This window comes from Streptomyces sp. NPDC096013 (genome assembly GCF_044763565.1).
Lineage (GTDB): Bacteria > Actinomycetota > Actinomycetes > Streptomycetales > Streptomycetaceae > Streptomyces.
The window spans coordinates 465,592-491,388 of the sequence record NZ_JBIWGK010000007.1 but is presented as its reverse complement, the minus strand read 5'-3'; the positions used below and the strand labels follow the sequence as shown (position 1 = coordinate 491,388).

At 70.8% G+C, this 25,797-nt stretch carries 24 protein-coding genes and 2 tRNA genes; 15 read left to right on the top strand and 11 right to left on the bottom strand.

From position 1 onward, the window contains the following. Window positions 1–46 precede the first annotated feature (46 nt). From ACIRB1_RS25745 to ACIRB1_RS25725, 5 genes are all read left to right on the top strand, one after another. Window positions 47–1,102 (top strand): 2-aminoethylphosphonate ABC transporter substrate-binding protein, encoded by a 1,056-nt coding sequence (locus tag ACIRB1_RS25745; protein ID WP_403467121.1) that lies wholly within the window; start codon window positions 47–49, stop codon window positions 1,100–1,102. Between the two features lie 251 nt (window positions 1,103–1,353). After that, window positions 1,354–2,133 (top strand): HAD-IIA family hydrolase, encoded by a 780-nt coding sequence (locus ACIRB1_RS25740; RefSeq protein WP_352184365.1) that lies wholly within the window; start codon window positions 1,354–1,356, stop codon window positions 2,131–2,133. 101 nt (window positions 2,134–2,234) lie between these two features. Then, window positions 2,235–2,786, top strand: coding sequence for a hypothetical protein (locus tag ACIRB1_RS25735; RefSeq protein WP_403467120.1), 552 nt, complete (start codon window positions 2,235–2,237; stop codon window positions 2,784–2,786). A 6-nt stretch (window positions 2,787–2,792) separates the two neighbouring features. After that, complete coding sequence (locus tag ACIRB1_RS25730) at window positions 2,793–3,476, top strand: class F sortase (protein WP_403467118.1); 684 nt, start codon at window positions 2,793–2,795, stop codon at window positions 3,474–3,476. Window positions 3,477–4,068: 592 nt separating this feature from the next. Further along, window positions 4,069–5,100 carry a glycoside hydrolase family 6 protein gene (locus tag ACIRB1_RS25725; RefSeq protein WP_403467117.1) on the top strand — a complete coding sequence of 344 codons (1,032 nt, stop codon included), beginning with the start codon at window positions 4,069–4,071 and terminating at the stop codon, window positions 5,098–5,100. A 12-nt stretch (window positions 5,101–5,112) separates the two neighbouring features. Here the strand turns inward: ACIRB1_RS25725 and ACIRB1_RS25720 are convergent, their stop codons facing one another. Both ACIRB1_RS25720 and ACIRB1_RS25715 read right to left on the bottom strand, forming a co-directional pair. Then, window positions 5,113–5,826 (bottom strand): FadR/GntR family transcriptional regulator, encoded by a 714-nt coding sequence (locus ACIRB1_RS25720; RefSeq protein ID WP_403467116.1) that lies wholly within the window; start codon window positions 5,824–5,826, stop codon window positions 5,113–5,115. A 281-nt stretch (window positions 5,827–6,107) separates the two neighbouring features. Next, window positions 6,108–6,181 (bottom strand) — tRNA-Lys (locus ACIRB1_RS25715). 176 nt (window positions 6,182–6,357) lie between these two features. Between ACIRB1_RS25715 and ACIRB1_RS25710 the strand changes: the two genes are divergently transcribed. The 5 genes from ACIRB1_RS25710 (at window position 6,358) to ACIRB1_RS25690 (ending at window position 11,854) form a co-directional block, all read left to right on the top strand. Then, entirely contained in the window at window positions 6,358–7,686 is a 1,329-nt protein-coding gene (locus ACIRB1_RS25710; protein ID WP_403467115.1) for a peptidoglycan-binding protein, read from the top strand. A gap of 56 nt (window positions 7,687–7,742) precedes the next feature. Beyond that, window positions 7,743–8,870, top strand: coding sequence for an SPFH domain-containing protein (locus tag ACIRB1_RS25705; protein ID WP_352184371.1), 1,128 nt, complete (start codon window positions 7,743–7,745; stop codon window positions 8,868–8,870). A gap of 97 nt (window positions 8,871–8,967) precedes the next feature. Continuing rightward, window positions 8,968–9,576: a lytic polysaccharide monooxygenase auxiliary activity family 9 protein gene (locus ACIRB1_RS25700; RefSeq protein ID WP_352184372.1), complete on the top strand. Its 609-nt coding sequence runs from the start codon at window positions 8,968–8,970 to the stop codon at window positions 9,574–9,576. A gap of 76 nt (window positions 9,577–9,652) precedes the next feature. Beyond that, a complete protein-coding gene (locus tag ACIRB1_RS25695; RefSeq protein ID WP_403467114.1) occupies window positions 9,653–10,117 on the top strand; it encodes a DUF3592 domain-containing protein in 465 nt (154 codons plus the stop codon). Between the two features lie 39 nt (window positions 10,118–10,156). After that, window positions 10,157–11,854 (top strand): long-chain-fatty-acid--CoA ligase, encoded by a 1,698-nt coding sequence (locus tag ACIRB1_RS25690; protein WP_403467160.1) that lies wholly within the window; start codon window positions 10,157–10,159, stop codon window positions 11,852–11,854. On the opposite strand, the gene ACIRB1_RS25685 is transcribed toward ACIRB1_RS25690, so the two are convergent. From ACIRB1_RS25685 to ehuB, 6 genes are all read right to left on the bottom strand, one after another. Next, window positions 11,816–11,889: transfer RNA gene (locus ACIRB1_RS25685), tRNA-Lys, on the bottom strand. The two genes, ACIRB1_RS25690 and ACIRB1_RS25685, sit on opposite strands and share 39 nt — an antisense overlap. Before the next feature lie 98 nt (window positions 11,890–11,987). Then, complete coding sequence (locus ACIRB1_RS25680; RefSeq protein ID WP_403467113.1) at window positions 11,988–12,746, bottom strand: IclR family transcriptional regulator C-terminal domain-containing protein; 759 nt, start codon at window positions 12,744–12,746, stop codon at window positions 11,988–11,990. A 220-nt stretch (window positions 12,747–12,966) separates the two neighbouring features. Beyond that, window positions 12,967–13,764 (bottom strand): ectoine/hydroxyectoine ABC transporter ATP-binding protein EhuA, encoded by a 798-nt coding sequence (gene ehuA / locus ACIRB1_RS25675; protein ID WP_403467112.1) that lies wholly within the window; start codon window positions 13,762–13,764, stop codon window positions 12,967–12,969. After that, on the bottom strand, window positions 13,754–14,404 hold the full coding sequence (gene ehuD, locus ACIRB1_RS25670; RefSeq protein ID WP_352184377.1) for an ectoine/hydroxyectoine ABC transporter permease subunit EhuD: 651 nt from the start codon (window positions 14,402–14,404) through the stop codon (window positions 13,754–13,756). Before ehuD ends, ehuA begins: the two co-directional genes overlap by 11 nt. After that, a complete protein-coding gene (gene ehuC / locus ACIRB1_RS25665) occupies window positions 14,401–15,108 on the bottom strand; it encodes an ectoine/hydroxyectoine ABC transporter permease subunit EhuC (protein WP_352184378.1) in 708 nt (235 codons plus the stop codon). Before ehuC ends, ehuD begins: the two co-directional genes overlap by 4 nt. Continuing rightward, the gene (gene ehuB / locus ACIRB1_RS25660) at window positions 15,105–16,022 is read right to left on the bottom strand and encodes an ectoine/hydroxyectoine ABC transporter substrate-binding protein EhuB (protein WP_403467111.1); all 918 of its coding nucleotides are present in this window, start codon (window positions 16,020–16,022) and stop codon (window positions 15,105–15,107) included. The genes ehuC and ehuB overlap by 4 nt, the downstream gene beginning before the upstream one ends. A 47-nt stretch (window positions 16,023–16,069) precedes the next feature. On the opposite strand from ehuB, the gene ACIRB1_RS25655 reads away from it, so the two are divergent. Further along, window positions 16,070–16,564: a DUF3830 family protein gene (locus ACIRB1_RS25655; protein ID WP_352184380.1), complete on the top strand. Its 495-nt coding sequence runs from the start codon at window positions 16,070–16,072 to the stop codon at window positions 16,562–16,564. 60 nt (window positions 16,565–16,624) lie between these two features. Here ACIRB1_RS25655 and ACIRB1_RS25650 read toward each other — a convergent pair whose 3' ends face one another. Continuing rightward, a complete protein-coding gene (locus ACIRB1_RS25650) occupies window positions 16,625–18,001 on the bottom strand; it encodes an amidase (RefSeq protein WP_352184381.1) in 1,377 nt (458 codons plus the stop codon). 22 nt (window positions 18,002–18,023) lie between these two features. Continuing rightward, entirely contained in the window at window positions 18,024–18,986 is a 963-nt protein-coding gene (locus ACIRB1_RS25645; RefSeq protein WP_403467110.1) for a D-2-hydroxyacid dehydrogenase, read from the bottom strand. A gap of 147 nt (window positions 18,987–19,133) precedes the next feature. Here ACIRB1_RS25645 and ACIRB1_RS25640 point away from each other — a divergent pair, with 147 nt between their 5' ends. The 3 genes from ACIRB1_RS25640 to ACIRB1_RS25630 all read left to right on the top strand — a co-directional run bounded on the left by ACIRB1_RS25640 (window position 19,134) and on the right by ACIRB1_RS25630 (window position 21,977). Then, window positions 19,134–19,919 (top strand): aspartate/glutamate racemase family protein, encoded by a 786-nt coding sequence (locus tag ACIRB1_RS25640; RefSeq protein ID WP_352184383.1) that lies wholly within the window; start codon window positions 19,134–19,136, stop codon window positions 19,917–19,919. Then, window positions 19,916–20,650: an aspartate/glutamate racemase family protein gene (locus ACIRB1_RS25635; RefSeq protein WP_403467109.1), complete on the top strand. Its 735-nt coding sequence runs from the start codon at window positions 19,916–19,918 to the stop codon at window positions 20,648–20,650. The genes ACIRB1_RS25640 and ACIRB1_RS25635 overlap by 4 nt, the downstream gene beginning before the upstream one ends. 205 nt (window positions 20,651–20,855) lie before the next feature. After that, on the top strand, window positions 20,856–21,977 hold the full coding sequence (locus ACIRB1_RS25630; RefSeq protein ID WP_352184385.1) for an LLM class flavin-dependent oxidoreductase: 1,122 nt from the start codon (window positions 20,856–20,858) through the stop codon (window positions 21,975–21,977). On the opposite strand, the gene ACIRB1_RS25625 is transcribed toward ACIRB1_RS25630, so the two are convergent. Further along, window positions 21,965–24,052 (bottom strand): EAL domain-containing protein, encoded by a 2,088-nt coding sequence (locus ACIRB1_RS25625; protein WP_403467108.1) that lies wholly within the window; start codon window positions 24,050–24,052, stop codon window positions 21,965–21,967. The two genes, ACIRB1_RS25630 and ACIRB1_RS25625, sit on opposite strands and share 13 nt — an antisense overlap. A 375-nt stretch (window positions 24,053–24,427) precedes the next feature. On the opposite strand from ACIRB1_RS25625, the gene ACIRB1_RS25620 reads away from it, so the two are divergent. Next, a complete protein-coding gene (locus ACIRB1_RS25620; RefSeq protein WP_403467107.1) occupies window positions 24,428–25,750 on the top strand; it encodes a M6 family metalloprotease domain-containing protein in 1,323 nt (440 codons plus the stop codon). Window positions 25,751–25,797: the final 47 nt, after the last annotated feature.

The following is a 25,797-nucleotide window of genomic DNA, read 5'->3' as shown; positions in this document are numbered from 1 at the left end:
TCCCAGCACCCCGACCGACCTCACCACGCCAGGAGTTGGCCTCGCCATGCCCAGAACCACGCTCAAGATCGCCGTAGCCGTCTCGCTCTGCGCCACCCCGCTGCTCACCGCCTGCGGCGGCACCTCAGCCGCCTCCGACGCCAAGGTCGTCACCGTCTACAGCGCGGACGGGCTCAAGGGGGAGAACGGCGACGGCTGGTACGACGAGATCTTCAAGGACTTCCAGAAGCGGACCGGCATCCAGGTCAAGTACGTCGAGGGCGGCTCCGGCGAGATGGTGCAGCGCGCCGTCCGCGAGAAGAGCAACCCGCAGGCCGACGTCCTCGTCACTCTGCCGCCGTTCATCCAACAGGCCGACAGCAAGGGGCTGTTGCAGAAGTACACGCCGGCCGGTGCCGACCAGGTGAGCGGGGGCGACAAGGCCGCCGACGGCACCTGGACATCCGTCGTCGACAACTACTTCGGGTTCGTCTACAACAAGAAGCAGCTCAGCCAGGCGCCGACCACCTGGGACAAACTCCTCGACGGCAGGTACAAGAACAAGCTCCAGTACTCCACGCCCGGTGTCGCCGGTGACGGAACCGCCGTACTGATCAAGGCGATGCACGACTTCGGCGGGAAGGACGCGGCGCTCGCCTATCTGAAGAGGCTTCAGTCCAACAACGTCGGCCCGTCCGCCTCCACCGGCAAGCTCGCGCCCAAGGTCGACAAGGGCGAACTCCTCGTCGCCAACGGCGATGTGCAGATGAACTACGCCCAGTCCAAGACCATGCCGAACCTCGGCATCTGGTTCCCGGCGAAGCAGGGCGGCAGGCCCACCACCTTCGCCCTCCCGTACGCGGCCGGCCTCGTCACCAAGGCCCCGCACAGCGCCAACGGCAAGAAGCTCCTCGACTTCATGCTCGGCGCCACGGCCCAGCGGCAGGTCAGCTCCATCGGCGGCGGCTTCAGCGCCCGCCGGGACGTCAAGGCCACCGACGCCAACGCGACCGCCCTGACCAAGCTGATGACCGGCGTCGAGGTGTTCCAGCCGGACTGGGCGGACATCGAGAAGAACCTGACGTCGTACGTCGAGGACTGGCAGTCCGCCACCGGCAGCTGAGCCAAAGGCCCCCGTCTCCGTCCGTACCCGCACGGCCGACGTGCCCTCGCGCACCGAGACGGTCACCCTGCCGATCCCGGGGGCGTGACCAGCGCCAGGCCGCGTTTCCGCTGCACCGGCGGCAACAACGGGTACCGGGTGATCGACGGAGTCCGGCCGAGCCAGTCCTGACTAGGGTGGGGGGCGCCGGTACGGCGCGGTTCCGGCGCCCCCGCCCCACCGCAGGCACGCAACGCCAGGAGACAGAGCACATGGCAGACCGCAAGCCCATCGAATCGTGGCTCACCGACATGGACGGTGTCCTCATCCACGAGGGCGTGCCGATCCCCGGCGCCGACGCCTTCCTCAAGAAGCTGCGGGAGTCCGGCCGGCCCTTCCTGGTGCTGACCAACAACTCGATCTACACCCCGCGCGACCTGCACGCCCGGCTGCGCCGCATGGGCCTCGAAGTGCCGGTCGAGTCGATCTGGACCTCGGCGCTGGCCACCGCCCGCTTCCTGGAGGACCAGCGGCCCGGCGGCACGGCGTACGTCATCGGCGAGGCCGGTCTGACCACCGCGCTGCACGACATCGGCTACATCCTCACCGACCACGAACCCGACTACGTGGTCCTCGGCGAGACCCGCACCTACTCCTTCGAGGCCATGACGAAGGCCGTACGGCTGATCGACGCGGGCGCCCGCTTCATCTGCACCAACCCGGACGAGACCGGCCCCTCCACCGAGGGCGCGCTGCCCGCGACCGGCGCGGTGGCCGCGCTGATCACCAAGGCGACCGGCAAGAAGCCGTACTTCGCCGGCAAGCCCAACCCGCTGATGATGCGCACCGGCCTGAACGCGATCGGCGCGCACTCCGAGACCAGCGCGATGATCGGCGACCGCATGGACACCGACATCCTGGCCGGCATGGAGGCCGGGATGCAGACGTTCCTGGTGCTCACCGGCCTGACCCGGCCCGAGCAGATCGAGAACTTCCCCTACCGCCCGTCCCAGGTCGTCGACTCCATCGCGGACCTCGTCGACCGCATCTGAACCCACCCTCGTCCCGAGTCGCCCGTTCGGAGCAACGGAACGCCGCCAGGGATGCGCGCGGAGGCGGCGAGGAGGAGTCTCCAGATATCTGGAGGTTCACGATGAGTTCCCTGAAAGTCACTCTCTGTGCGAGTGTCGCGGTGGTCCTCGCGGCACTCACCCCGACGGCGTACGCGGCGGACGGAGGCGGAGTCTCGGTGACCCCCGCCTCCCCGGCCCCCGGCGCCGACGTCTCCCTCAGGATCAGCGGCTGCGCCGGTACGACGGGCACCGCGGCCTCGGCCGCCTTCGTCGCCGACGCGAAACTCACGGGCGCGTCCGGCACCCTCGCCGGCGAGACCCGGGTCCGCGGCACGCTGGAGCCGGGCAGCTACGACGTGAAGATCACCTGCGGGAACCTGACGGTCAAGGGCGCGATCAAGGTCGTGGAGAACGCGTCCCAGTCCCCGACGGCTCAGCCCTCGGAGCAGCCGCCCGCCTCACCCGTCGCTCCCGTGCACGCGGGCGGCGGCGGCACGGCGCACCTGGCGGCCGCGGACGCGCGGGCCGCCGGTCCCGGGACCGCGCACGCGGTGGTGGGTCTCCTGCTGGCCGGTGTCGCCGCGGCGGCCGTGGCGGTGCGCGGCGCCCGCCGGAGCCGCAGGACGGGCTGACCCGCCATGTTCGATCACGACAGGACCGCAGAGCACGGGCGCTCCTCCGGCACCGGACGGCTGCTGACCGGGGTCGCCTGGGCCGTGCTGCTGCTCGGACTGTGGCTGTGGGGACAGGACCTGACCGGCATCCGGCAGGGCATATCCGCGCCGGCGACCGGAGACATGGCGGCCGTCGGACGACCCCCGGAGGCCGAACTCCCGCCTGCCGCCAAGCCGTTGGGCGACGCGCTGCCCCAGCGCATCGACATCCCCCAACTCGCCGTACAGGCACCCGTGGTGGCCCGCCCGCTCGACGCGCGGGGCGCGATCGACCCACCGCCGTTCGACCAGCCCGGCGTGGTCGGCTGGTACGGCGGCGGCGTACGGCCGGGAGCCGCGGGCACCGCGCTGCTGGTCGGGCACGTCGACACCGAGACCCGCCCGGCCGTGTTCTACAAGCTCAGCACCCTCCGCCCGGGCCGCACGATCCGGGTGATCCGCGACGACGGCAAGGTCGCCGAGTTCACCGTCGACGACGTACGCGTCCTGACCCGCGACCACTTCGACGCCCAACAGGCCTACGGCACACGGCAGTCGGGCCGCGCCGAGCTCCGGCTGATCACCTGCGGCGGCTCCTTCGACCAGGCCAGCCGCAGCTACACCGCGAACGTGGTCGTGTCCGCGTATCTCACCGGCACCGGACTGTGACAACCGGGCCCGGCCGACGACCCGCTCCCCCTGAAGCCGCCGACCGGGCTGGTCCTCAACCGCACGCGCACGGGCTGCGGGAGTAACCCGGCGAACGGCGCGGGAGGTCTGGGAAAACTCGTGAATGACGTGGACCGGCCCGGAGCCGGGGCCGTTGGAAAAGACTCTAGAGCGAATGGGCGCCCGGGCCTAGAGGGCAAATGACGCCACGTCTCACACCCGTTGCTCTGTGTCATATGCACTGGTCACTGTCGATCCGCAGGGCCTCTTGCCGAGCTTCGCTCGCACCCCGCGGAACCGTCCTCGCACCCCGTCCGGACCCTTTCGCCAAGTCCCCTACAGGTTCCGAGACTTGGCCGCGGCCCGGTGTCGTCCCCAGCGCGGCGCCGGCGTCGGCGAGCGCCCGCTCGGTGAAACTCCGGCCGCGGGCTTCCGCCGCCCCGGACCCAGCCCGCCGGGCGGACTCCCGGTGCGCAGCCACCCGAAGTGAACGAGGTGTAACGGCTGGTGGACAACACCTCGGCGTTCGCGTGGGCGGCACGTCGCGTATGTCACGATCAGGCCCTGGACCGGTACAGCCGAGGGGAGCTGGATGTACGGCAGCCAGGGGACCCCGGTCCCCTACGGCACACGGGCCTCGGCGCTGGTCCTGGGAGCGGCACTGCTCATCGCGGGATGCTCCTCGTCGGCGGCCGGAGACCGGAACCCCGACCCGGGAGCGAAGATCACCCAGCAACCCGGCACAGCCGACGCGATCTGGGTCGACCCGGACACCAACGCGGCCCGCCAGCTGGCCGCTTACGCCGCGGCGGGCAACACGGCCGACGCCGGGCAGATCAGGAAGATCGCCGAACAGCCGACCGGCGAGTGGATCGGCGCGGACCACCCGAAGGCGCGGGCCCAGGCCGTCACCGAGGCCGCCACCCGCGCCGGCCGCACCGCCCTCCTGGTCCTCTACAACATCCCGCACCGGGACTGCGGCCAGTACTCCCAGGGCGGCGCGAGCGACGGCCGCGCGTACCGGGCGTGGATCGACGAGGTGACCCAGGGCATCGCCGACCGCAGGGCCACCGTGATCCTGGAACCGGACGCCCTGCTCCACCTGGTGGACGGCTGCACCCCGGCCCGCTTCCAGGCCGAACGCTACGACCTGCTCGCCCACGCGATCACGGAACTCACGGCCCTCAAGAACACACGGGTCTACCTCGACGCCGGCAACGCGGGCTGGGCCCACCCCGACGAGATCCACCAGCCCCTCCGGCGAGCCGGCATCGCCAAGGCCGACGGCTTCGCGGTGAACGTGTCCAACTTCTACTCCACCCAGGACTCCATCACCTACGGCAGACAACTCTCGGCGCAGGCGGCCGGCAAACCCTTCGTCATCGACACCAGCCGCAACGGCAACGGCCCGTACACGGCAGGCGACACGGGCGAGAACTGGTGCAACCCCCCGGGCAGGGCCCTGGGCGAAACCCCGACGACGAAGACGGCCGACCCCTTGGTGGACGCCTACCTGTGGATCAAACGCCCGGGTGAGTCGGACGGCGCGTGCAGGGGCGGCCCCAAGGCGGGCACATGGTGGCCGAGCTACGCGTTGCGGCTGGCGCGAGCATCGGATCGCTGAGGGGTTCGCCGGTCATACGCGTTCATTGGGGCAGGCACGGGGGTCGTGCGGCACCGCCGTGGACAGTCTCGTGCGCACGTTGTCGAAGTGTTCTCTTATGGCCTTCTCCGCACGCTTCGCATCCCCGGAGCGGACCGCGTCGAGGATCTCCCGGTGCTGGCGGCAGGTGACTCCGGGGTCCTGGGGGCCGGTCGCGAGGTCGGTGTGGACGCGGTGGAAGGCGTCCCAGAACGCGTCCAGGACCTCGCTCAGCAGCGCGTTGTCCAGCCCCCGGTAGAGCGTGGCGTGGAAGGCGCGGTCGGTGGCCGCGAGCCCGATCCCCTCGGCGGCCTCCCGCTCCATCCGCCGTACCAGCGCGTCGAGTTCGGCGAGATCCCGCTCGGGCAGCCGCCCCGCGAGCCGTGCGACGAGGCCCGACTCCACGGCCTCCCGCAGTTCGAGCAGCTGGAGCAGACTGTCCTCGCCCCGGTGGTGCCCGACGACCGTACGGAACGCGAGGCCCTCGACCATCGGCGCGAGCGACATCGGGCCGACGTACGTCCCGAACCCGTGCCGGATCTCGACGATCCCCATCGCCTGGAGCGCCTTGAGCGCCTCGCGCACCGAGTTCCGGCTCGCGCCGAGAAACACCATCAGCTCGGGCTCGGTCGGCAGCGGGGCCCCGGAGGGCAGCCGACGGTCGAGGATGAGCTTCTTGATCCGCTCCTGGAGGTCACGGGCTGCCATGGCCAGAGGGTATCCGGCCAAACGGGGGGAGAGTTGTGTTCCGCCCGCACGGATGTTCCCGCCACCCGGAGATGCCGCCCACGCACGAGGCCTCCGACGATACGAAGGACCCCGGCGTCGCGAGGGGATGTCGGGGCTGGGCTTTTCGGCCACGGGTCGGCACGGTGGTGGTCTCGGGGTGCGGGTGGCGGAGCCCCCGCCGCACGCGGCGACGCCGTGCGAGAACGACGATGGCGAGGCATGTTCGCGGTTTCCGCGAACGTGCCTCGCCATCGCTAGCGTGCGCCGCCAGGGACTCGAACCCCGGACCCGCTGATTAAGAGTCAGCTGCTCTAACCAACTGAGCTAGCGGCGCCTGCTGACCTGCACAACTCTACCGGACGCGGACGGGTGCTCCGGACCACCGTCCTCCCCGCTCCCGGGCCGGTGTACATCATTCGGACCGTCAACATGCGAGTCCGGAAGACAGTTGAGAAACTGGCGGACGTGCACGAGCGCGGAATTTTCCACCTGGAGTGTGAGGGGCATCGCATGGAGACTCCGGTATTCGAGGAATTCGATCCCGCGAGCGATTGCGACTGCCCCGGATGCGTTCAGCGGCGACGCCTCCTGCCGTATTCCGCGGTCGGCCGCACCGGCGGTCACCGCGCCGCCCAACGCACCCTCGTGATCGCCGCCGCCGCGTCCGCCGCGCTCACCGCGGGGCACACCGCACCGGCCGCCGCCGCCCCCCACACACCCGCCCGGCCCGGTGTCCCCGCAGGTGACAACGGTGACGAACCCGCCACCCCGCAAGGCACCAAGGCCCCTCTCCACGGCCCGGGCGGCAAACCGGCCGGTGCCGTCAAGGCCCCCACGACCACCCGCGCGGAGATCATCAACCGGGCCAAGACCTGGATCGCGGCACAGGTGCCGTACAGCATGTACGCGTACTGGTCCGACGGTTACCGGCAGGACTGCTCGGGGTTCGTCTCGATGGCCTGGGGGCTGCCGGGAAACGAATGGACCGGAAGTCTCGACCAGTACGGGGTGCGTATTGCCAAGGAGGAACTGGAACCCGGCGACATTCTCCTGTTCCACAATCTGGCGAACCCCGAGAAAGGCTCGCACGTCGTCATTTTCGGCGGCTGGACCGACTACACGCACACCTACTACATCGCCCTGGAGGAGACCCCCTCGCACGCCCGCCGCCAGTCCACCCCGTACGCGTACTGGAGCCACTCGGAGAGCTATGTCCCCTACCGCTACAAGGGCGTGACGGGCGGTACGGACGGGGTCACCCCGGTGACGCCGGTGGACGCGGGCAAGCCGGCCACGCCGTATCCGGGAGCGTCATCCTTCGGCCCCGGCGCCAACAACGCGTACGTCACCCAGCTCGGCACGATGCTCGTCGCCCGGGGCGCCGGCTCGTACTACACCTCGGGCCCCGGCCCGCGCTGGTCGGACGCGGACCGCCGGGCCACCCAGGCCTTCCAGCTCGCCCAGGGCTGGACCGGCGAGGACGCGGACGGCCTGCCCGGCCCGAAGACCTGGGAACTGCTCGTCACCGGCAAGGGCAAGAACGTCGGCGGCACGGTGCCCGTGGGAGCGGCGGGCCCGCCCGCACCGTCCTCGCACGGCGTCCACGGCTACCCGGGCAAGGCGCTGTTCCGCCCCGGCGCGAACAACAAGTACGTCACCGAGCTGGGAAAGCAGCTGGTCAAGAAGGGCTTCGGCAAGTACTACACGACCGGCCCGGGTCCGCGCTGGGGCGAGCCGGACCGGCGCAACGTCGAGGCCTTCCAGCGCGCCCAGGGCTGGCGCGGCGGCGCGGCGGACGGCTACCCGGGCCCGGAGACCTGGCGCCGCCTCTTCTCGTGAGCCCCACACACCCAAGCACTGTCATGACGCATCTGGCGCGGAGGCTGGAGGCACCTATGAGCACGACGACCACTTCACAGACGCCCGAGAACGAGGGCCCGCCCGAGGGACCGATGCGTCCCGCGCGGCTCATCCAGAACGAGGCGACCACCGAGATCCCCGTCCACCTGCTGTTCCGCGACGACCCCGACCCGGTGTCGGTCCCGCTCAAGCCGGCCGTCGTGGCGCGCCGGCAGGGCACGGGTGAGCAGCCCCGCTTCCGCCGCCCGGTTCCGGCCACACCGCGCCCGGCCCCCGAGGTCGACCCCGAGCTGGTGGAACGCCCGGCCCGGGTGCTGCCCGGCACGGCGGGCGTGCTCGCCGGTTCCTGCGGCCTGGCCGGCTGCCTCGCGACCTCGTGGTGGGCGGGCGTCCTGCCCCCGCTCGCGACGGAGGCGCTGCGCCTGCCGTTCTACGCCGGTGCCGGACTCGGTCCCGCGCAGTGGGCCGCGTACGCCGGGGCGGGCGCGCTCGGTCTGTTCGGCTTCGGCGGGCTGGCCCGGGGGCGTACCGGACGGGCCTGGGTGCTCGGTCTGTTCGGCCGCTACCGGGGGACCGTCCGGCGCACCGGCCTCATGTGGGTCAACCCCCTGCTGCTGCGCCGCCGGGTCGACGTACGGCTGCGGCACTGGCGCGGTGAGCCGATGCCGGCGGCCGACGCGAACGGGGTCGCGCTGCGGGTGGTGACGCTGGTGGTGTGGCGGGTGCGGGACACCGCGCGGGCCACGCTCGGGGTCGAGGACCACGAGACGTATCTGCGCGAGTGCGTGGAGGCGGCGCTCGCCCGGGTGCCGGTGGAGCCGCCGGGCGGGGGTGCGAAGGGCGCCGCCGAGCTGGCCGCCGACGCGCTGACCCGGCTGGTCGCGGGGGACGCGGCGCCGGTCGGCATCGAGGTGTTCTCGGTGCGCCCGGTCCGCGTGGAGTACGCCCCGGAGGTCGCCGCCGCGATGACCCGCCGCCGTATCGCCACGCTGGACGCGCAGCAGCGGGCGACGATGCTGACGTCGGTCGTCGACTCCGTGGAGGACACGGTGACCCGGCTGACCATGCGGGGTCTGGTGGAGCTGGACGACTACGAACGCAAGGCGTTGGTCAAGGACTTGACCGTCGCGTTCTGCTCGGGACGAGGAGAAGCCACGCCGTGAGCGGTATGGACACGGTCAAGTAAGGGCAATAATCTGGGACTTGGTCTAGACCTGCACGGCTCACGGAACTCCCCACACGTTCTCCAGGAGCGGCAGCATGCGCAAAAAGACCAAGTGGTACGCCGGTGTGCTCGGGCTCGCCACGGCCGGGGCCATCGTGCTCTCGTCCGGGGCCGCCAGCAGCCACGGCTACACCGACCTCCCCATCAGCAGGCAGAAGCTCTGTGCCAACGGCACGGTGACCAACTGCGGCGACATCCAGTACGAGCCGCAGAGCGTCGAGGGTCCCAAGGGCTTCCCGGGTGCAGGCCCGGCCGACGGCCAGATCTGCAACGCAGGGATCAGCCGCTTCGCCCAGCTCAGCGCACCGAAGGCCCCGTCCGGAGCCGCCTGGCCGACGACCAGGGTGACGGGTGGGCAGTCGTACACCTTCCGCTGGCAGTTCACCGCGATCCACGCCACGACGGACTTCAAGTACTACGTCACCAAGGCGGGTTGGAACCAGAACCACAACCTGGCCCGCTCGGACCTCAACACCACCCCGTTCCTCACCGTCCCCTACAACGGCCAGCGCCCCTCGTCGTCCACCATCTCCCACACCGGCACGCTGCCGTCCGGTCTCTCCGGGCACCACGTGATCGTCGCGGTGTGGACGATCGCGGACACGGCGAACGCGTTCTACTCCTGCTCGGACGTCACTTTCTGAGCATTGCTTGAGACAGTCCGGTGTCCCCCGGGGGTAGGTTCCCTCCACCAAGCGGTACCTGACCTCGGGGGACACCATGGAAGCGCTGTTCTACGTCATACCTCTGCTCATGATCGCCCTGGCCGTGGCCGGCGGGGTCGGCGTGGTCCGCGGCTCGCGGCGCGTCAGCAGCGCCTGGGACAGCGGTCTCACGGCCGAGGGCCGCTGTCTGCGGACGTACACGACGACCAGCGGCGGCGGGGACACCATGGTGTCGACGACCCTGCACCACGTCTACGAGTTCACCACCCGCGAGGGCAGCACCGTCCGCTTCGAGGAACAGAACGGCCCGGGGACGGTCCTCGAGGGTGACATCGTCACCATCCACTACACGGCCGAGCACCCCGAGCGGGCCACCGCCCACGCCCCGGCCCGGGGAAAACTCGCGGCAGGCACGGGCTGCGCGCTGGTGTTCCTCGGTGTCTTCATCGTCTTCTGCATCGGCTTCATGCTCGTGGTCCACACCATGTTCACGGCGGCCGACGACTTCCTGGGCCAGTAGCCTCCACATCTGACGGTACGTCAACTACCGTGCGCCCCCATGGAGTCCACGAGGCGTACCGTCGCGGAACTCGTCCAGGCGCGGTGGGGCGACCACCGTCCGGGGCTGTGGTGCGGGCAGCGGGTGCTCACCCATCACGAGGTGGCGGCCGGCGCCGCGGCCAGAGCCGCACTCCTCACCGACCTGCTGCCACCCGGCGCACCGCCCCACATCGGCGTCCTGCTCGACAACACCCCTGAATATCCCCTGTGGTTGAGCGCGGCGGCCCTCGCGGGCGCGGCCGTCGCCGGTATCAACCCCACCCGCCGCGGCCCCGAACTCGCCCGCGACATCCTGCACACCGAATGCCGGGTCCTGGTCACCGAGCGCACCCACCTCCCGCTCCTCGAAAGCCTCCAACTCCCGGACGTGGAGGTGCTGGTGACGGACACCCAGCCCTACGCCGACCTCCTCACCCCCTACGCGGACGCGCAACCGGACGCCTTCTCCCGGGCCACCCCCGAGGGCCGGGTCCTGCTCTACTTCACCTCCGGTTCCACCGGCGCCCCGAAGGCCGCGATCTGCACCCAGGGCCGCCTGGCGGCGGCGGGAAGGTCCCTGGCCGACAGCTTCGGGGTGCTCCCGGACGACGTGCACTACATCTGCATGCCGATGTTCCACGGCAACGCGGTGATCGCCGACTGGGCGCCCGCGCTGGTGGCCGGGGCCGGGGTGGCGCTGCGGCGGCGGTTCTCGGCGTCGCGGTTCCTGGACGACGTACGGGCGTACGGGGCCACGTACTTCACCTATGTCGGCCGTGCCGTGCAGTACGTCCTGGCCACCGAGGAGCGCGCCGACGACCGGGACAACCCGTTGCGCATGGGCTTCGGCACGGAGGCGGGGGCGGTGGACGCGGCGGCGTTCGAGCGGCGGTTCGGGGTGCGGCTGGTGGAGGGGTACGGATCCTCGGAGGGCGGGGCCGCCGTGCAGTGGTCGCCGGGGACACCGGCCGGGGCGGTCGGGCGGGCGGCGCCCGGGCTCGTCGTACTCGATCCAAAGACGCGCGCCGAGTGCCCGCCCGCGGCCTTCGACTCGTCCGGGCGGCTGCTCAACGGGGAAGAGGCGATAGGGGAGTTGGTGAACCGTGCGCCCAACCCCTTCGAGGGATACTGGCGCAACCCGGAGGCGGACGCGGAGCGGCGCCGGGCGGGCTGGTACTGGACCGGTGACCTCTTCTACCGTGACACCGACGGCTACCTCTACTTCGCCGGCCGCACCGACGACCGCCTCCGCGTCGACAGCGAGAACCTCGCCGCCGCGATGATCGAGAACATCCTCGCCCGCTACGACGGCGCCGACGCCGTGGCCGTCTACGCCGTACCGGACCCGGTCACCGGCGACCAGGTCATGGCCACCATCGCCGGCCGCTTCGACCCCCTCGACTTCGCGGAGTTCCTGCTGGCCCAGCCCGACCTGGGCACGAAGATGGCACCCCGGTTCGTGCGGGTGGTGGAGCGGATGCCGGTGACGGCCACCAACAAGATCCATCGGGCGGGGCTCAGGAGGGAGGGGATCCGGTGCGCCGATCCGGTGTGGTGGCGGCCTCCGGGGAAGACGTCCTACCGGCGACTGACCCCGGAGGACGCTGAAAAGTGTGCGAACACGACGGCGGCGGGGCAGCTACGCGTTCTCCGCGAACCTGCCCCGCCGTTGTCATCGTGCGCCGCCAGGGACTCGAACCCCGGACCCGCTGATTAAGAGTCAGCTGCTCTAACCAACTGAGCTAGCGGCGCGTGACTCACGCCTTCCGCTGGATCTGAGTCTCGCGGAGGGCGACGAGAAAATACTACCTGGTCCGGAGGGGTGCTTCGGACCAACGCCGGGGCGGCCGTCAGATGGCCAGGGAGAGAAGGACCGGGCCCGCCTCGCGGTTCAGGGTGTCGGCCGCCTGGCGCAGGCGGTGGGCGTGCTCGACCGGGAGGGAGAGGGCGAGGCAGCCCACCGAGGCGCCGGCCGTGATCGGGACGGCCGCGCAGACCGTGCCCACCGCGTACTCCTGGAGGTCGAGGTGGGGGACGGTCGGCGGCTGGGCCTCCAGACGGGAGAGCAGCAGCCGGTCGCTGGTGATCGTGCGCGAGGTGAGGCGGGCCATCTTGTGCCGGGAGAGATGGTCCCGCCGGCCGTTGTGATCGAGCTGCCCCAGCAGGCTCTTGCCGAGCGCGGTCGCGTGTGCGGAGACCTTGAAGTCGACCCACTCGTTGACGGCCGGGGTGGTGGGCCCGGCCGCGTACTGGGTGATCGTGACCTCGCCGTCGACGTACCGGCTGACGTAGACCGCCGCGCCCAGCGAGTCCCGCAGCCGGTCCAGGGTCCGCTGGATCTGCTCGCGCACCGCCTGTTCCCGGCCGGCGGCGGAGCCGAGCCGGTTGAGGGAATCGCCGGTGATGTACGCGCCGTCGGTGAGCTGCTCGACGTAGCCCTCGCGGCGCAGGGTCCGCAGCAGTGTCGTCAGGCGGTCGACGCCGAGGCCGGTGATGCGGGCGACTTCGGTGTCGGTGACACCGGTGGAGTGCCCGGCGACTGTCTCCAGGATGCGCAGTGCGTCCTGGACCGAGTGGTAGGGCGCGGTCGGCTCGTGCATCAGCGCCACGGTGTTTCTCCCTGCGCTCGCTTTTTGGACCGTGATACCGGACAGCGAATCCCTTCCACGATAGCTGTCAAATGGCCGATGTGGAGAGGCTGTTGGCGAGAATGTGCGCCTCCCTACACCCTCCGAACTGCGGCGCGAATCCTTTGGCATATGCCTGAGTCATGCCACGTGGCGTGGACCTTGGGTGTTCGATCGCTCACCCGACGTAGTTGAATAATTGTCAAAGAATGGCGCCCAGGAATTCCCGGGTCCGTTCCTGTTCCGGATCGCCGAAGATCTGCTCCGGCGAGCCTGATTCGATGACCTTTCCCGAGTCGAACATCAGGACTTGGTCTGAAATATCCCGGGCGAAATTCATCTCGTGCGTCACACAGAGCATCGTGATGTCGGTGGTGCGGGCGATGTCCCGCAGCACGTCGAGCACGCCCGCGACCAGTTCCGGGTCGAGCGCGGAGGTCACCTCGTCCAGCAGCAGGATCTGCGGCCGCATCGCCAGCGCCCGCGCGATCGCGACGCGCTGCTGCTGGCCGCCGGAGAGCTGGGTCGGGCGGGCGCCGGCCTTGTCGGCGAGGCCGACCAGGTCGAGCAGCTCCAGGGCGCGCGCCTCCGCCTCTTCCTTGGGCAGGCCGAGGACGGTGACCGGCGCCTCGGTGACATTGCGCAGCACGGTCATGTTCGGGAACAGGTTGAACTGCTGGAACACCATCCCGATCTTCTTGCGGATCTCCCGGACCTGCTTCTCGGGCGCGGGGAAGAGCCGCTCCCCGTCGACGGTGATCGTGCCCTCGTCCGGCTTGGTCAGGGTCATCAGCAGCCGCAGGATCGTGGTCTTGCCCGATCCGGAGGGGCCGATCAGGGTGACGTGCTTGCCGGACTCCACGGAGAAGTCGAGGTCGTCGAGCACGGTGTTGGACCCGAAGCGCTTGGTGACGTGGTCCAGGCGGATCAACTCGCTGCCGTCCACCGGGGGGTTGGCGTTGGCGTCGGGTTCCTTCGTCAGGGGCGTGTCAGCGGACAAGGCGTCGCTCCAGGGCTCGGATCAGCAGGGAGGCGGGATAGGAGATGAGGATGAAGGCCACACCGATCACGGTGATGGGCTCGGTGAACTGGTAGTGGTCCTGGGAGAACAGCCGGGCCCGGCCCATCAGTTCGAGGACGGTGATCACCATGAGGATCGGGGTGTCCTTGAGCATCGCGATCACGTAGTTGCCGAGCGCCGGGACCACCCGGCGGATCGCCTGCGGCAGGATCACGGCCGTCCAGGTCCTGCGCACCGGCAGGTTCAGCGCCGTCGCCGCCTCCCACTGGCCGACGGGCACCGCCTCGATGCCCGCGCGGTAGACCTGCATCGTGTACGTCGAGTAGTGCAGCCCGATCGCGAAGACACCGGTGGTCAGCGCGGAGAAGGTCAGGCCCCATTCGGGCAACACGTAGAAGAGGAAGAAGAGTTGGACCAGCAGCGGGGTGTCCCGGACGAACTCGGTGACGACCCCGACCGGCCAGCGCACCCAGCGCGTCGGCGTCCGCATCAGCAGCGCCCACACCAGTCCGAGGACGAACGAGATCAGCGATCCGAGGACCAGGATCTGAAGGGTGACCTTCAGACCGTCCCAGAAGTACGGCATGAACTCGCTCACGGCGTTCCAGTCCCACTTCACGAGACCCCACCTCCGACGCCCACGGTCTGGCCGCGCTTGGACCCGTTGGTCGCGGGCCCCTTGCCGATGCCCGCCTTCAGCTTCTTCTCCAGTCCGCGCATCAGCCGGGTGAGGGCGAACGCGATCACGAAGTAGATCAGCAGGATGTACGTGTAGATCTCCGCGCTCTGCTGGAGCGCGAGCCGCACCAGGTTGGCGCTGAAGGTGAGATCGCCCATGCCCATGACCGAGACCAGGGCGGTGCCCTTGAGGAGTTCGATCAGGAGGTTGCAGAAGGACGGGATCATCTCGGGTATCGCCTGCGGCAGCAGGATCAGCCGCATCCGCTGCCAGGGCGTGAAGCTCAGCGCGACCCCGCCCTCCTGCTGCGCCGGGTCGACCGCGTTCAGGGCGCCGCGCACGATCTCCGTGCCGTAGGCGCCGTAGGTCAGGCCGAGGGCGAGGGTGCCCGCCCACAGCGGGACCAGCTGCCAGCCGAAGGCGACCGGCAGGACGAAGAACACCCAGAAGATCATGACGAGGGCGGAGGTGCCGCGGAACACCTCGGTGTAGAAACCGGCGAGGAAGCGGACGATCCACAGCCGGTGGGTGCGGGCGATGCCGACGACGAAGGCCACGGCGGTCGCCAACAGCCCGCTGAGCACGAGGAGTTGGACGGTGGTCCAGACCCCCTTGAGGACGAGTTCCCAAAGGCCCGAGGTCATCCGCTGCAGAGCTCCTTCGCGGTGAGATCCGTCATCTCGGCCTTGGTGAACCCGAAGGGCCGCAGGATGCGGAACAGCTCCCCGCTCTTCTTGAGCTTGTGCAGCTCGAGGTTGAAGGCGTCACGCAGCCGGGTCTCGGTCGGCCGGAACGCGAAGGCGCCGCCGTCGATGCGCGGCTTCCCGTCGACGAGCGGGGCGAAGGGCGTGGTCGACTCGGCCTTCGCGGACTTCTTCACGACCGCGCGGGTGGTGAGTGCCGTACCGGCGAAGACGTCGACGCGCCCCGCCTCCACGGCGTTCAGCCCCGCGACCTGGTCGGGGACGATCAGGATGTCGCTCTGCTTGTACCCGGAGTCGACGGCGTGCTGGATCTGCGCGTAGCCGGTGCCGGTGGCGAACTTCGCCTTCTTGGCGACGATGTCCTTGTAGTTGTGCAGCCCCTTGGGGTTGCCCTTGCGGACGACGAATGCGTCCAGCACCTGGTAGTCCGGGTCGGCGAAGATGACCTGCGCGCAGCGTTCCGGGGTCACGTACATGCCGGCGGCCACCACGTCGAACTGCTGCGAGTTCAGGCCGGGTATGAGCGAGCCGAACTCGGTGGGCACGGGCTGCACCTTGTCGACGCCGAGCCGCTTGAAGATCGCCTCCGCCAACTTCGGTGCCTCACCGGTCAGTTGACCGTCCCGGTCGATGTACCCGAATGGGATCTCACCCGCGATCCCGAGCCGTACGACGCCCTGCGCCTTCAGTCGGGCGAGCAGATCACCGCCGTTCGTCGTCGACGCGGTGGCCACTCGGCTACAGCCGGCCGCGCCCAGCGCACCCGCCGCCGCCACCCCGGCGAGCAGTGCCCGGCGGGTGTGACCCGGCGTGTGACCGGATGTGTGTCTGTCGTTCCCAATTGGTGGAGCCATGGGCGCGCAGCTACCCGACCGCTCCCGGGTTATGCACCCTGGAAGGCATGACGGATCACTTCATCGAGGTCTCACTCGCAAAGCGGAACGTCCACTGCCGGGCAAAACTGCTGGTAGAACGCGCCCCGCTGACGTGCGCGGCGATCTGGAACGCACTCCCGCTCGTCGGCGACGTCTACCACGCCAAGTACGCCCGCAACGAGATCTACGCCCTTTTCCCGCCATTCGCGGAGACGGAACCCCCGCTGGAGAACCCCACGGTCACTCCGATACCGGGCGATCTCTGCTATTTCGCCTTCGCCGGCACGGAACTCGGCACGAAGGCCTACGGCTACGACCGCGAGGTCCGCGCCGGTACGACGGTCGTCGACCTGGCCCTGTTCTACGAACGCAACAACCTCCTCCTCAACGGCGACGTGGGCTGGGTGCCCGGCATCGTCTGGGGCCAGGTGGTCGAGGGCCTGGACGAGATGGCGGAGGCGTGCAACGACCTGTGGCGGACGGGGGCCGCCGGGGAGAGCCTCGGCTTCCGGCGCGCGTAGGGCCTCGCCGGCGCGGCCGCCGCCGGAGTGGTATCCGGCGGCGGCCGTCGGCATCCCGGCTCAGGCGGCCCCGTCCAGCGCGTGCGCCGCGCGGAGCACCAGCTCGTCCCGGTGCCGCGCCCCCACGATCTGCATCCCGATCGGCAGCCCGTCGCCGTCGTTCCCCACGGGGACGGTGACGGCGGGCTGCTGGGTCAGGTTGAAGGGGTAGGTGAACGGGGTCCAGCCGGTCCAGCGGCGGAATCCGGACCCCTTGGGGACCTCGACTCCCGCCTCGAACGCGGTGATCGGCAGCGTCGGCGTGACAAGGAGGTCGTAGCGCTCGTGGAACAGGCCCATCCTGCGGCCGAGTTCCATACGGGCGTCCACCGCCGCCAGATAGTCCAGCGCGGAGAAAGCACCTCCCGTCGCGCAGATCTCCCGCAGTCCCGGGTCGAGCAACTCCCGCTGCTGCGGGGAGAGTTTCTGCGTCACCCGGGCCGCGCCGCTGAACCACAGGGTGTGGAAGGAGTCCACCGGGTCGCTGAAGTCGGGGTCGGTCTCCTCGACGTACGCGCCGAGCGCGGCCAGCCGCTCCACGCCCCGCCGTACCGCCGCCGCGACCGCCGGACGCACCGCGACCTGGCCGCCGAGGGACGGCGAGTACGCGATCCGCAGGCCCTGCACACCGTCCGCGAGCCCCTCCCTGAAGGAGCCCGGCGGGCGGTCCAGGGCCGACCAGTCACGGGCGTCCGGGACACCGATCACGTCCAGCAGCAGCGCCGCGTCCGCCGCGTCCCGCGCCATCGGCCCGACGTGCGAGAGCGTGCCGAACGCGCTCGCCGGGTACAGCGGCACCCTGCCGTACGTCGGCTTCAGCCCGACGATCCCGCAGAAGGAGGCGGGGATACGGACACTTCCGCCGCCGTCCGTGCCCAGCGACAGCGGGCCCGCGCCGAGGGCGACGGCCGCCGCGCTCCCGCCACTTGAACCGCCCGCCGTGCGCGAGGGGTCGTGCGGGTTGCGGGTGACGCCCGACAGCGGGGAGTCCGTGACGCCCTTCCAGCCGAACTCCGGGGTCGTCGTCCTGCCGATGAACACCGCGCCGTGCTCCCGGAGCCGGGCCACGGAGGGCGCGTCCTCGTCCCAACTGCCCTGCTCCGCGATGGTCTTGGAGCCGCGAAGGGTGGGCGTGCCGCGTTGCAGCAGGATGTCCTTCACGGTGACCGGTACCCCGTCGAGGAGCCCGGCCGGTTCCCCGCGCCGCCAGCGCTCGGCCGATGCGGCGGCCTGCGCCAACGCGCCCTCCGCGTCGAGCCGGACGAACGCGTTCACGGCGGGCTGGATCTCCTCGGCCCGCTCCAGGGTCGCGCGGGTCGCCTCCACGGGACTGAACTCCGCTCTGCGGTAGCCGTCCAGGAGTTCCACGGCGGTCAGCTCGGTGAGTTCGGTCGTCATCCGGCCCTCCAGAGTGGGGAGTTCAGTGCCCCGGTACGTACCCGCGCTTCTTGTCGACCACGTTCGGCAGCGGCTTTCCCGCCTCCCATCTCTCGTACGCCGCGACGAACTGCGTCCCGAGCTCGTCTCGCCAGCCGACCGTGTCGCCGCTCATGTGCGGGGACACGATCAGCCCCGGGACCTGCCACAACGGGTTCTCGGGGGTGAGGGGTTCGGCCTCGAAGACATCCAGGGCGGCGCCCGCGATCCAGTGCTTGGTCAGCGCCTCGGCGAGCGCGTCCTCCACGACGAGTTGGCCCCGGCCGATGTTGATGAAGCGCGCCGAGGGCTGCATGCAGCCGAAGCGGCGGGCGTCGAACATGCCCCGGGTGTCGTCGGTCAGCGGGGCCGCCGCGATCACCCAGTCGGCGCGGGCCATCAGCCGGTCGAGCTCGCCGGGGCCGTGGACACCGGTGCGCGGGGTGCGGCCGACGAGCGCGGTCGTCACCCCAAGTGCCTTGAGGGTGCGGACGATCGCCCGCCCGATCGGCCCGGAGCCGACCACGCAGGCACGTGTCCCGGCCACCCGCTGCGCCTCGCGGTGCCGCCAGGTCCGCTCCCGCTGGAGCTCCAGCGTCCTGGGCAGGTCCTTGGCCATCGCGAGGACGAGGGCGGCGACGTACTCGGCGATCGGCTGGTCGAAGACGCCCCGCGCGTTCGTCACCACGGTGTCGGAGTCGGCGAGTTCGGGGCACATCAGATGGTCCACACCCGCGCTCGCCGTGTGCACCCAGCGCGGCCGGGGACCCTCACCCGGCCAGGCGGAGCGCACCGCGTGCGAGGCGAAGTCCCACACCAACAGGACGTCGGCGAACGGGAGTCGGCCGGCGAGCGTCGAGGCGTCGGCGTGCTCGACGCGCACCCGGCCGGTGAGCTTCCCGAGCCTCGGCAGCGGATCGGCGTCCAGCACGAGAAGGGTGGGCAGGGCGGGGGGAGTTGCGGTCATGCGAAGCCGTTTCTCGCGGGGGAGCACAGGGCGCGGCCGTCTGACATGCACGGATTGACCACGCTCGCACTCGAACCTACCTTCGTCAACACGGACGCCCGCACGGACCGTTGTCACCCCGTTTCTCTTGGTGAGGCCGGTGTAGCCATGCATGTTTCCTTCCTGGGCGGTCCCCGCCCGCAGCGCGGTGTCGGTGTCGTCGCCCCCTTCGACTTCGCGCTGGACCGCGAGTTGTGGCGCTGGGTGCCCGACGACATCTCGCTGCATCTCACGCGGACGCCGTTCGTCCCCGTCGAGGTCAGCCTCGACCTGGCCCGGCTCGTCAGCGAGCACGAGACGCTGCACGACGCGGTCCGCACGCTGAACGCGATCGCCCCCGAGGTCGTCGCGTACGCCTGCACCTCCGGGAGCTTCGTCGGCGGGATCGCCGGGGAGCGCGCGATGTGCGAGGCGATGACCCGGGCCGGCGAGGTGCCGTCCCTGACCACCTCGGGGGCGCTGCTGGCCGCCCTCACCGAACTGGGCGCCCGCCGGATCGCCCTGGTCACGCCGTACACGGTGTCCGTCACCCAGTCCCTGGAGGAGTACCTCGCCGAGGCGGGCGTCGAGGTCACCGGCCGCGCCTTCATGGGCCTGACCCGGCACATCTGGAAGGTGCCGTACCGCGATGTCGTCGACATGGCCCGGCAGGCCGTCAAGGGCGAGGCCGACGCGCTCTTCATCAGCTGCACGAACCTCCCGACGTACGACGTGATCCCCCAGCTGGAGGCGGAACTGCGGATACCGGTCATATCGGCCAACCAGGTCACGATGTGGGCAGCCCTGCGCCGACTGGGTACGCGTGCGGTGGGCCCCTATCAGGCGCTGCTCGACGAAGAGGCGCGCCGCCAGGGGCCGGTACTGCCCGAAGAACACCAGGAAGGCTGGTCATGACCGCACTCGGATTCCTCTACCCGGGCCACTCCGCCGAGGACGACTACCCGCGCATGGAACAGCTCCTCGGCAGCGACGTCCGCCTCGACGTGGTCCACACGGACATCGGCGAGGACGCGCACCGCGTCGACGCGCTCCTGGAGATGGGCTCCCCCGAGCGGCTCACGGCAGGCGTCGAACAACTCCGCATGTCCGGCGCCGAGGCCGTCGTCTGGGCCTGCACCAGCGGCAGCTTCGTCTACGGCTGGGAGGGCGCCCAGGGCCAGGTCCGCGCCCTCGCCCGGTCGGCGGGCCTGCCGGCGTCGTCGACGTCCTTCGCCTTCGTGCACGCGGCGCGGGAACTGGGGGTGCGGCGGGTGGCCGTAGGGGCCACGTACCCGGACGACGTGACGGCCCTCTTCGCGGCCTTCCTGCGCGCCGGGGGAGTGGAACCGGTCACGCTGCGCGCCTCCGGCATCATCACCGCCGCCGAGGTCGGCACCTGGGGCTACGACGAGGTGCTCGACCTGGCCCGGGCGGTGGACGGCCCGGACGCCGAGGCGGTCCTCCTCCCGGACACGGCCCTGCACACGGCCGCCCACCTCCCCGACCTGGAGAAGCAGCTCGGCAAGCCGGTCCTCACCGCCAACCAGGTCACCGTCTGGGAGGCCCTGCGGCTGGCGGACCGCAAGGTCAACGCGCCGGACCTGGGCACGCTGTTCACCCGCGAGCCGCTGGTACAGGCGGACTGAGGCGGGCGAGGGGGGCCCGAGGGAGCGGCCCGAAGGGCCCTCCCGAGGGGCGCAGGGAACTGCGCGATCAGCCACGACGCTCCCGCATCCACACAACGAACCCCTCTCCACCCGCGCCCGAACCCCGCCCCGCCTCCGGGAATAAACCGGAGACACCCTCCTGTTAGCTCCGGCAGGACTACGCTCACAACAGGAGGCACCCACCGTGGCGGCAGACGACGAGGTCCGGGGCACGACCGACGAGATCCGGGGGACAGCACAGGGCACCGCCCCCGTCCCCCTCTCCGTACTGGACCTGGTGACCGTGGGCGCCGGCCGCACCGCCACCGAGGCGCTGCGCACCAGCGTCCGCATCGCCCAGCTCGCCGAGTCGCGCGGCTTCCACCGCTACTGGGTCGCCGAGCACCACTCGATGCCGGGCGTCGCCTCCTCCTCGCCCGCCGTGATCCTGGCCCACCTCGCCGCGCACACCGAGCGCATCCGCCTCGGCTCGGGCGGCGTCATGCTCCCCAATCACGCGCCGCTCGTCATCGCGGAACAGTTCGGCACCCTGGAGGCGCTCGCCCCCAACCGCGTCGACCTCGGCCTCGGCCGCGCCCCCGGCACCGACGGCGCCACCGCGGCGGCCCTGCGCCGTACCGAGCGCCTGAACGAGGGCGCCGACGACTTCCCCGAGCAACTCGCCGAACTCACCCGCTTCCTGGACGACGACTTCCCCTCCGGCCACCCCTACGCCCGCATCCACGCGGTCCCCGGCCCGATCCAGTCGACCTCGCCCGGCGGCGTCCAGTCCCCGCACCGCCCGCCGATCTGGCTGCTCGGCTCCTCCGGCTTCAGCGCCCGGCTCGCCGGCATGCTCGGCCTGCCGTTCGCCTTCGCCCACCACTTCTCCGCGCAGAACACCATCCCGGCGCTCGACCTCTACCGCGAGTCGTTCCGCCCGAGTGCGGTGCTCGACGCGCCGTACGCCCTGATCGGTGTCTCCGCCCTCGCCACCGACGACGAGAAGGAGGCCCGCCGCCAGGTGCTGGCCGCCGCCCTCAACATGGTCCGGCTGCGCACCGGCCGCCCCGGCCTCGTGCCCACCCCCGAAGAGGCCGAGGCGTACGAATTCAGCCCCATGGAGCGGGAGTTCATCACCTCCTGGAACGCCAACGTCATCCACGGCACCGCCGACGAGGTCCGCGCGGGCCTCGACGACCTCCAGAAGCGCACGGGCGCCGACGAGTTGATGCTCACGTCCCACGCCCACAACGGCGACCTGCGGCTGCGCTCGTACGAACTGATCGCGGACGCCTACGGGTTGACGGTGGGTCAGGAAGCCTGATTGCAGGCCTTCGTCCCCAGCAGCTCGGAGATACGATCCGGCGTCACCGGGCGGGAGTACAGCCACCCCTGTCCGGTGTCGCAGCCGATACGGCGCAGCCGGGACGCCTGTGCCGAGGTCTCCACGCACTCGGCGGTCACCGAGAGCCCCAGCCGGTGGGCGAGCTGGATCATCGCCTCCACGATGACCTCGTCCGCCGGGTTCGGCGCGACGCCCTCGCCCTCGTACTGGAAGCCGCGCACGAAGGAACCGTCCAGCTTCAGCACGGAGACCGGGAGCCGGCTCAGATACGCCAGGTTCGAGTAGCCGGTGCCGAAGTCGTCGATGGCGATGTGCACCCCCATGTCGCTCAGCGCCTGGAGCGCCTGCAACGGCCGCCCCGCCGACCCCATCACCGCGGACTCGGTCAGCTCCAACTGGAGCAGATGCGGGGCGAGTCCGGTCTCGGCCAGCGTCTCCGCGACATCCGCGACCAGGTCGGAGTCCCACACCTGCCGTACGGCCACGTTGACGCTCACGAAGATCGGCGGCTCGTCCGGGTGGTCCAGCTGCCAGCGCCTTGCCTGGCGGCAGGCGGTGACCAGGACCCAGCGGCCGAGCTGCACGATCGAACCGTCCTCCTCGGCCAGTCCGATGAACCGATTCGGCGTCAGCATGCCGAACTGCGGGTGGTTCCAGCGCACCAACGCCTCGACGCCGCGCAGCCGTCCGGTCTCCATCCCCACCAACGGCTGGTACTCCAGGGTGAATTCACCCCGCTCGATGGCCGGGCGGAGGGTGGAGGCCAGCGCCTGGCGGGTCATGCGGTGCGCGTTGCGCTCCGGATCGAACAGCGTCCAGCGGGACTTGCCGTCCGCCTTCGCCCAGTACAGCGTCGTGTCGGCGGCCTGCATCAGGCCGGTGGCCGTCGTACCGGACGCGTGCCGTTCGACCACGCCGATCGACGCCGACAGCGACAGCCGCTGCCCGGACAGATCGAACGGCGCCTGCAACGCCTTCAGCACCGACTCGGCCAGATCCGCCAGTTGATCGGTCCCGGTCGAGTCCTCGACGAGCAGCGCGAACTCGTCCCCGCCGAGCCGCGCCACCAGCGGCGAACTCGCCCGCGCGTAAGCGGCCTCGTCCGCGCACCGGGTCAGCCGCTCGGCCACGGCGGCCAGCAGCCGGTCTCCGACGCGGTGTCCGAGGGTGTCGTTGACCGCCTTGAAGCCGTCCAGGTCCAGATAGCACAGGCCGATCCGCCCGGTACCGCCCTGCTCGTACGACTCCGCCTCCAGCGCGGCCGACAGCCGCTCGAAGAACAGGGTGCGGTTGGGCAGCCGGGTCACCGGGTCGTGCATCTCCAAGTGCCGTAGCCGCGCCTGGAGTTCACGGCGGGCGCTGATGTCGGTGAGCGACAGCAGCACCCCGTGCTCCTCGGCGGCCAGCGGAGCCGCAGTCACCTGCACCCACAGCACATGCCCATCGGGATGCTTGACCCGCCGCGTACAGCTCACCTTGGCCTGCCGCCCACGCAGCACCTCCCGGTACGCGTGCCAGGTCCGCGCGTCCGACTTCAGATCCATCAGCTCGGCCGCGACCACCCCGACCAGCGCGGCCCCGGGCTTCCCGAGCAGCGCGCCGAACGTGTCGTTCGCACTGACCACCAGACCGTCGCGGTCCACGACGGCCATGGCGAGGGGCGCGGCGGAGAAGGCGGAACCGTAGCGCCCGGCTTCGGGGGAGTCACGGGGGTCGGGGGAGGCGACGGTCTCGCCGGGCCCGCCGGAGTCGCCGGGCAGGCCGAACCCGACCGGTTCACCGGACGGCCCCGGCCCGCGGGACTCGGCGGATTCGGCGGATTCGACGGCTTCGACGGCTTCGTAGGGATCGTGGGGTCCGCCGGACTCGCCGGACGGCGCCCGCTCGGCCGGCTCCCCGGACGGCTCGGACCTGCGGGACTTGCCGGAATCGGGGAAACCGGACCTCTCGGACCCGGTGAAATCTGCGCGAGGTGATGCCCCGCTCTTACTCTCTGTGACGGCTGGCCGGATGAGGTCTGCCGCGGGCGCCGGCCCTTCGGACGTTCCGCTCACCGCTCGCTCCCGCAGTGCACTCGATCTTCGGATGGGTCTCGTCGGGATGGCCGACCGGGCGGGGGGCCGCCGTGCCGTGTCCGTGCAGGAAAGTGTGCCGATCATAGAGGTTGGCCCCCGGCCCTTCCAGCCACTGTCCAGTGTCCCGGAACAAGGGCCCTTTCCGGCAGATCGATTCCGCCCGCACCTGGGCGGGTTCTTCAAATGGCCGATCACATGTGACGTTCCGTGAGTGTTTCCGGATGTCGGTCCGGGCGTGTCTCAGCCGTCCAGGCCCCGCCCCTCACCCTTCTGGTGCAGATAAACAGGGCGTACCCCAACAAACCACCACAGGCTGGGTGTCGGTGTCCCGCGAACCCGCTCCCGGAGGTCCACGTGCCGTGTCAGCTCCCCCTGAAGGGGCTCTCCCGTACGGCGCTCAGGGGGCTCACCCAGTGGCGGACCCGGCCCGGACTGCGCGGCACCGCCGCCGTGTTCACCACGATGTCCGCCCTCGCCGCGACCTCGATCATGTCCAGCCAGTCGGTCGCCGAGCCGTTCTCGACCACACCCTGTGCCCTCAAGCGCACCGACGCCCACCACTCGGAGGGCCTGGACACCTGGAACTCCGCCTATGTGCGCCCCACCCGCCCGCTCAACGCGGTGATGGTCTTCCTCTCCTTCCCCGACGCGACCCCGCGGACCACCCCCGCCGAACTCGCCGCCGACCACTTCCCGGCCACCACCCGCTTCTACGAACGCGCCTCCTACGGCAGGTTCACGCTCCGCGCGCACCCCCTGCGGAACTGGATCCGCATGCCGCACCCCTCGACGTCGTACGCCATACAGCGCGACTGGAACCCGGTGAACCGGGCCGCGTACCTCCGCGACGCGCTTGCCGCCTCCGACCCCCAGGTCGACTTCTCGCGCTACGACGTCGTCTACTTCGTCGCCGACCCGGACGCCCCCGGCGTGGACTCGGACGCGACGAAGGTCGTCAACCTGGACACCCCGCTGCGGGCCGACGGCACGGACATCCGACGGGTCGTCACGGTCTTCGAGAAACACCCGCCGGACCGGCTCGTCCTCGCCCACGAGACCGGCCATATCTTCGACCTGCCCGACCTCTACCACCGGCCGGTGGACGGCAAGGGGGACTGGGACACCTATGTCGGCGACTGGGATCTGATGGGCAGTCAGTTCGGGCTCGCCCCCGACCTGTTCGCCTGGCACAAGTGGAAGCTGGGCTGGCTGGACCCGCGCCAGGTGGTCTGCGTCCGGGGCACCACGCCGACCCGGCTGAGCCTGGAACCCGTGGCCGCCGGACCGGGCGCCGCGGGCAGCGGTACGGCGGGATCGCCGTCGTTCGGACTCGGCCTCGGGACCAAGCTCGCGGTGGTGCGTACCGGGACGGACAGCGCGCTGGCCTTCGAGGCGCGCAGCCCGGTCGGCAACGACAGTACGGCCTGCAAGCAGGGCGTCCTCGTGTACCGGGTGCACGACGGCGCGGCCTCCGGGAACGGCCCGATCGAGGTCGTCGACGCCCACCCGCACACCGAGGCCTGCTGGGAGACCTCCGTCTACCCGCCGCTCGCCGACGCCCCCGTCTCCCTCGGCGAGAGCTTCACCGTGCCCGGCGACAACGTGAAGGTGGAGGTCGAGGGCCGGACCGCCGCGGGCTCCTGGACGGTCGTGATCACCCCCGGCCCGGAGGGCTGAGACCCCCCTCGGCACCCGGCCCTCCGCTCCAGCCGCCCTGAATCCGC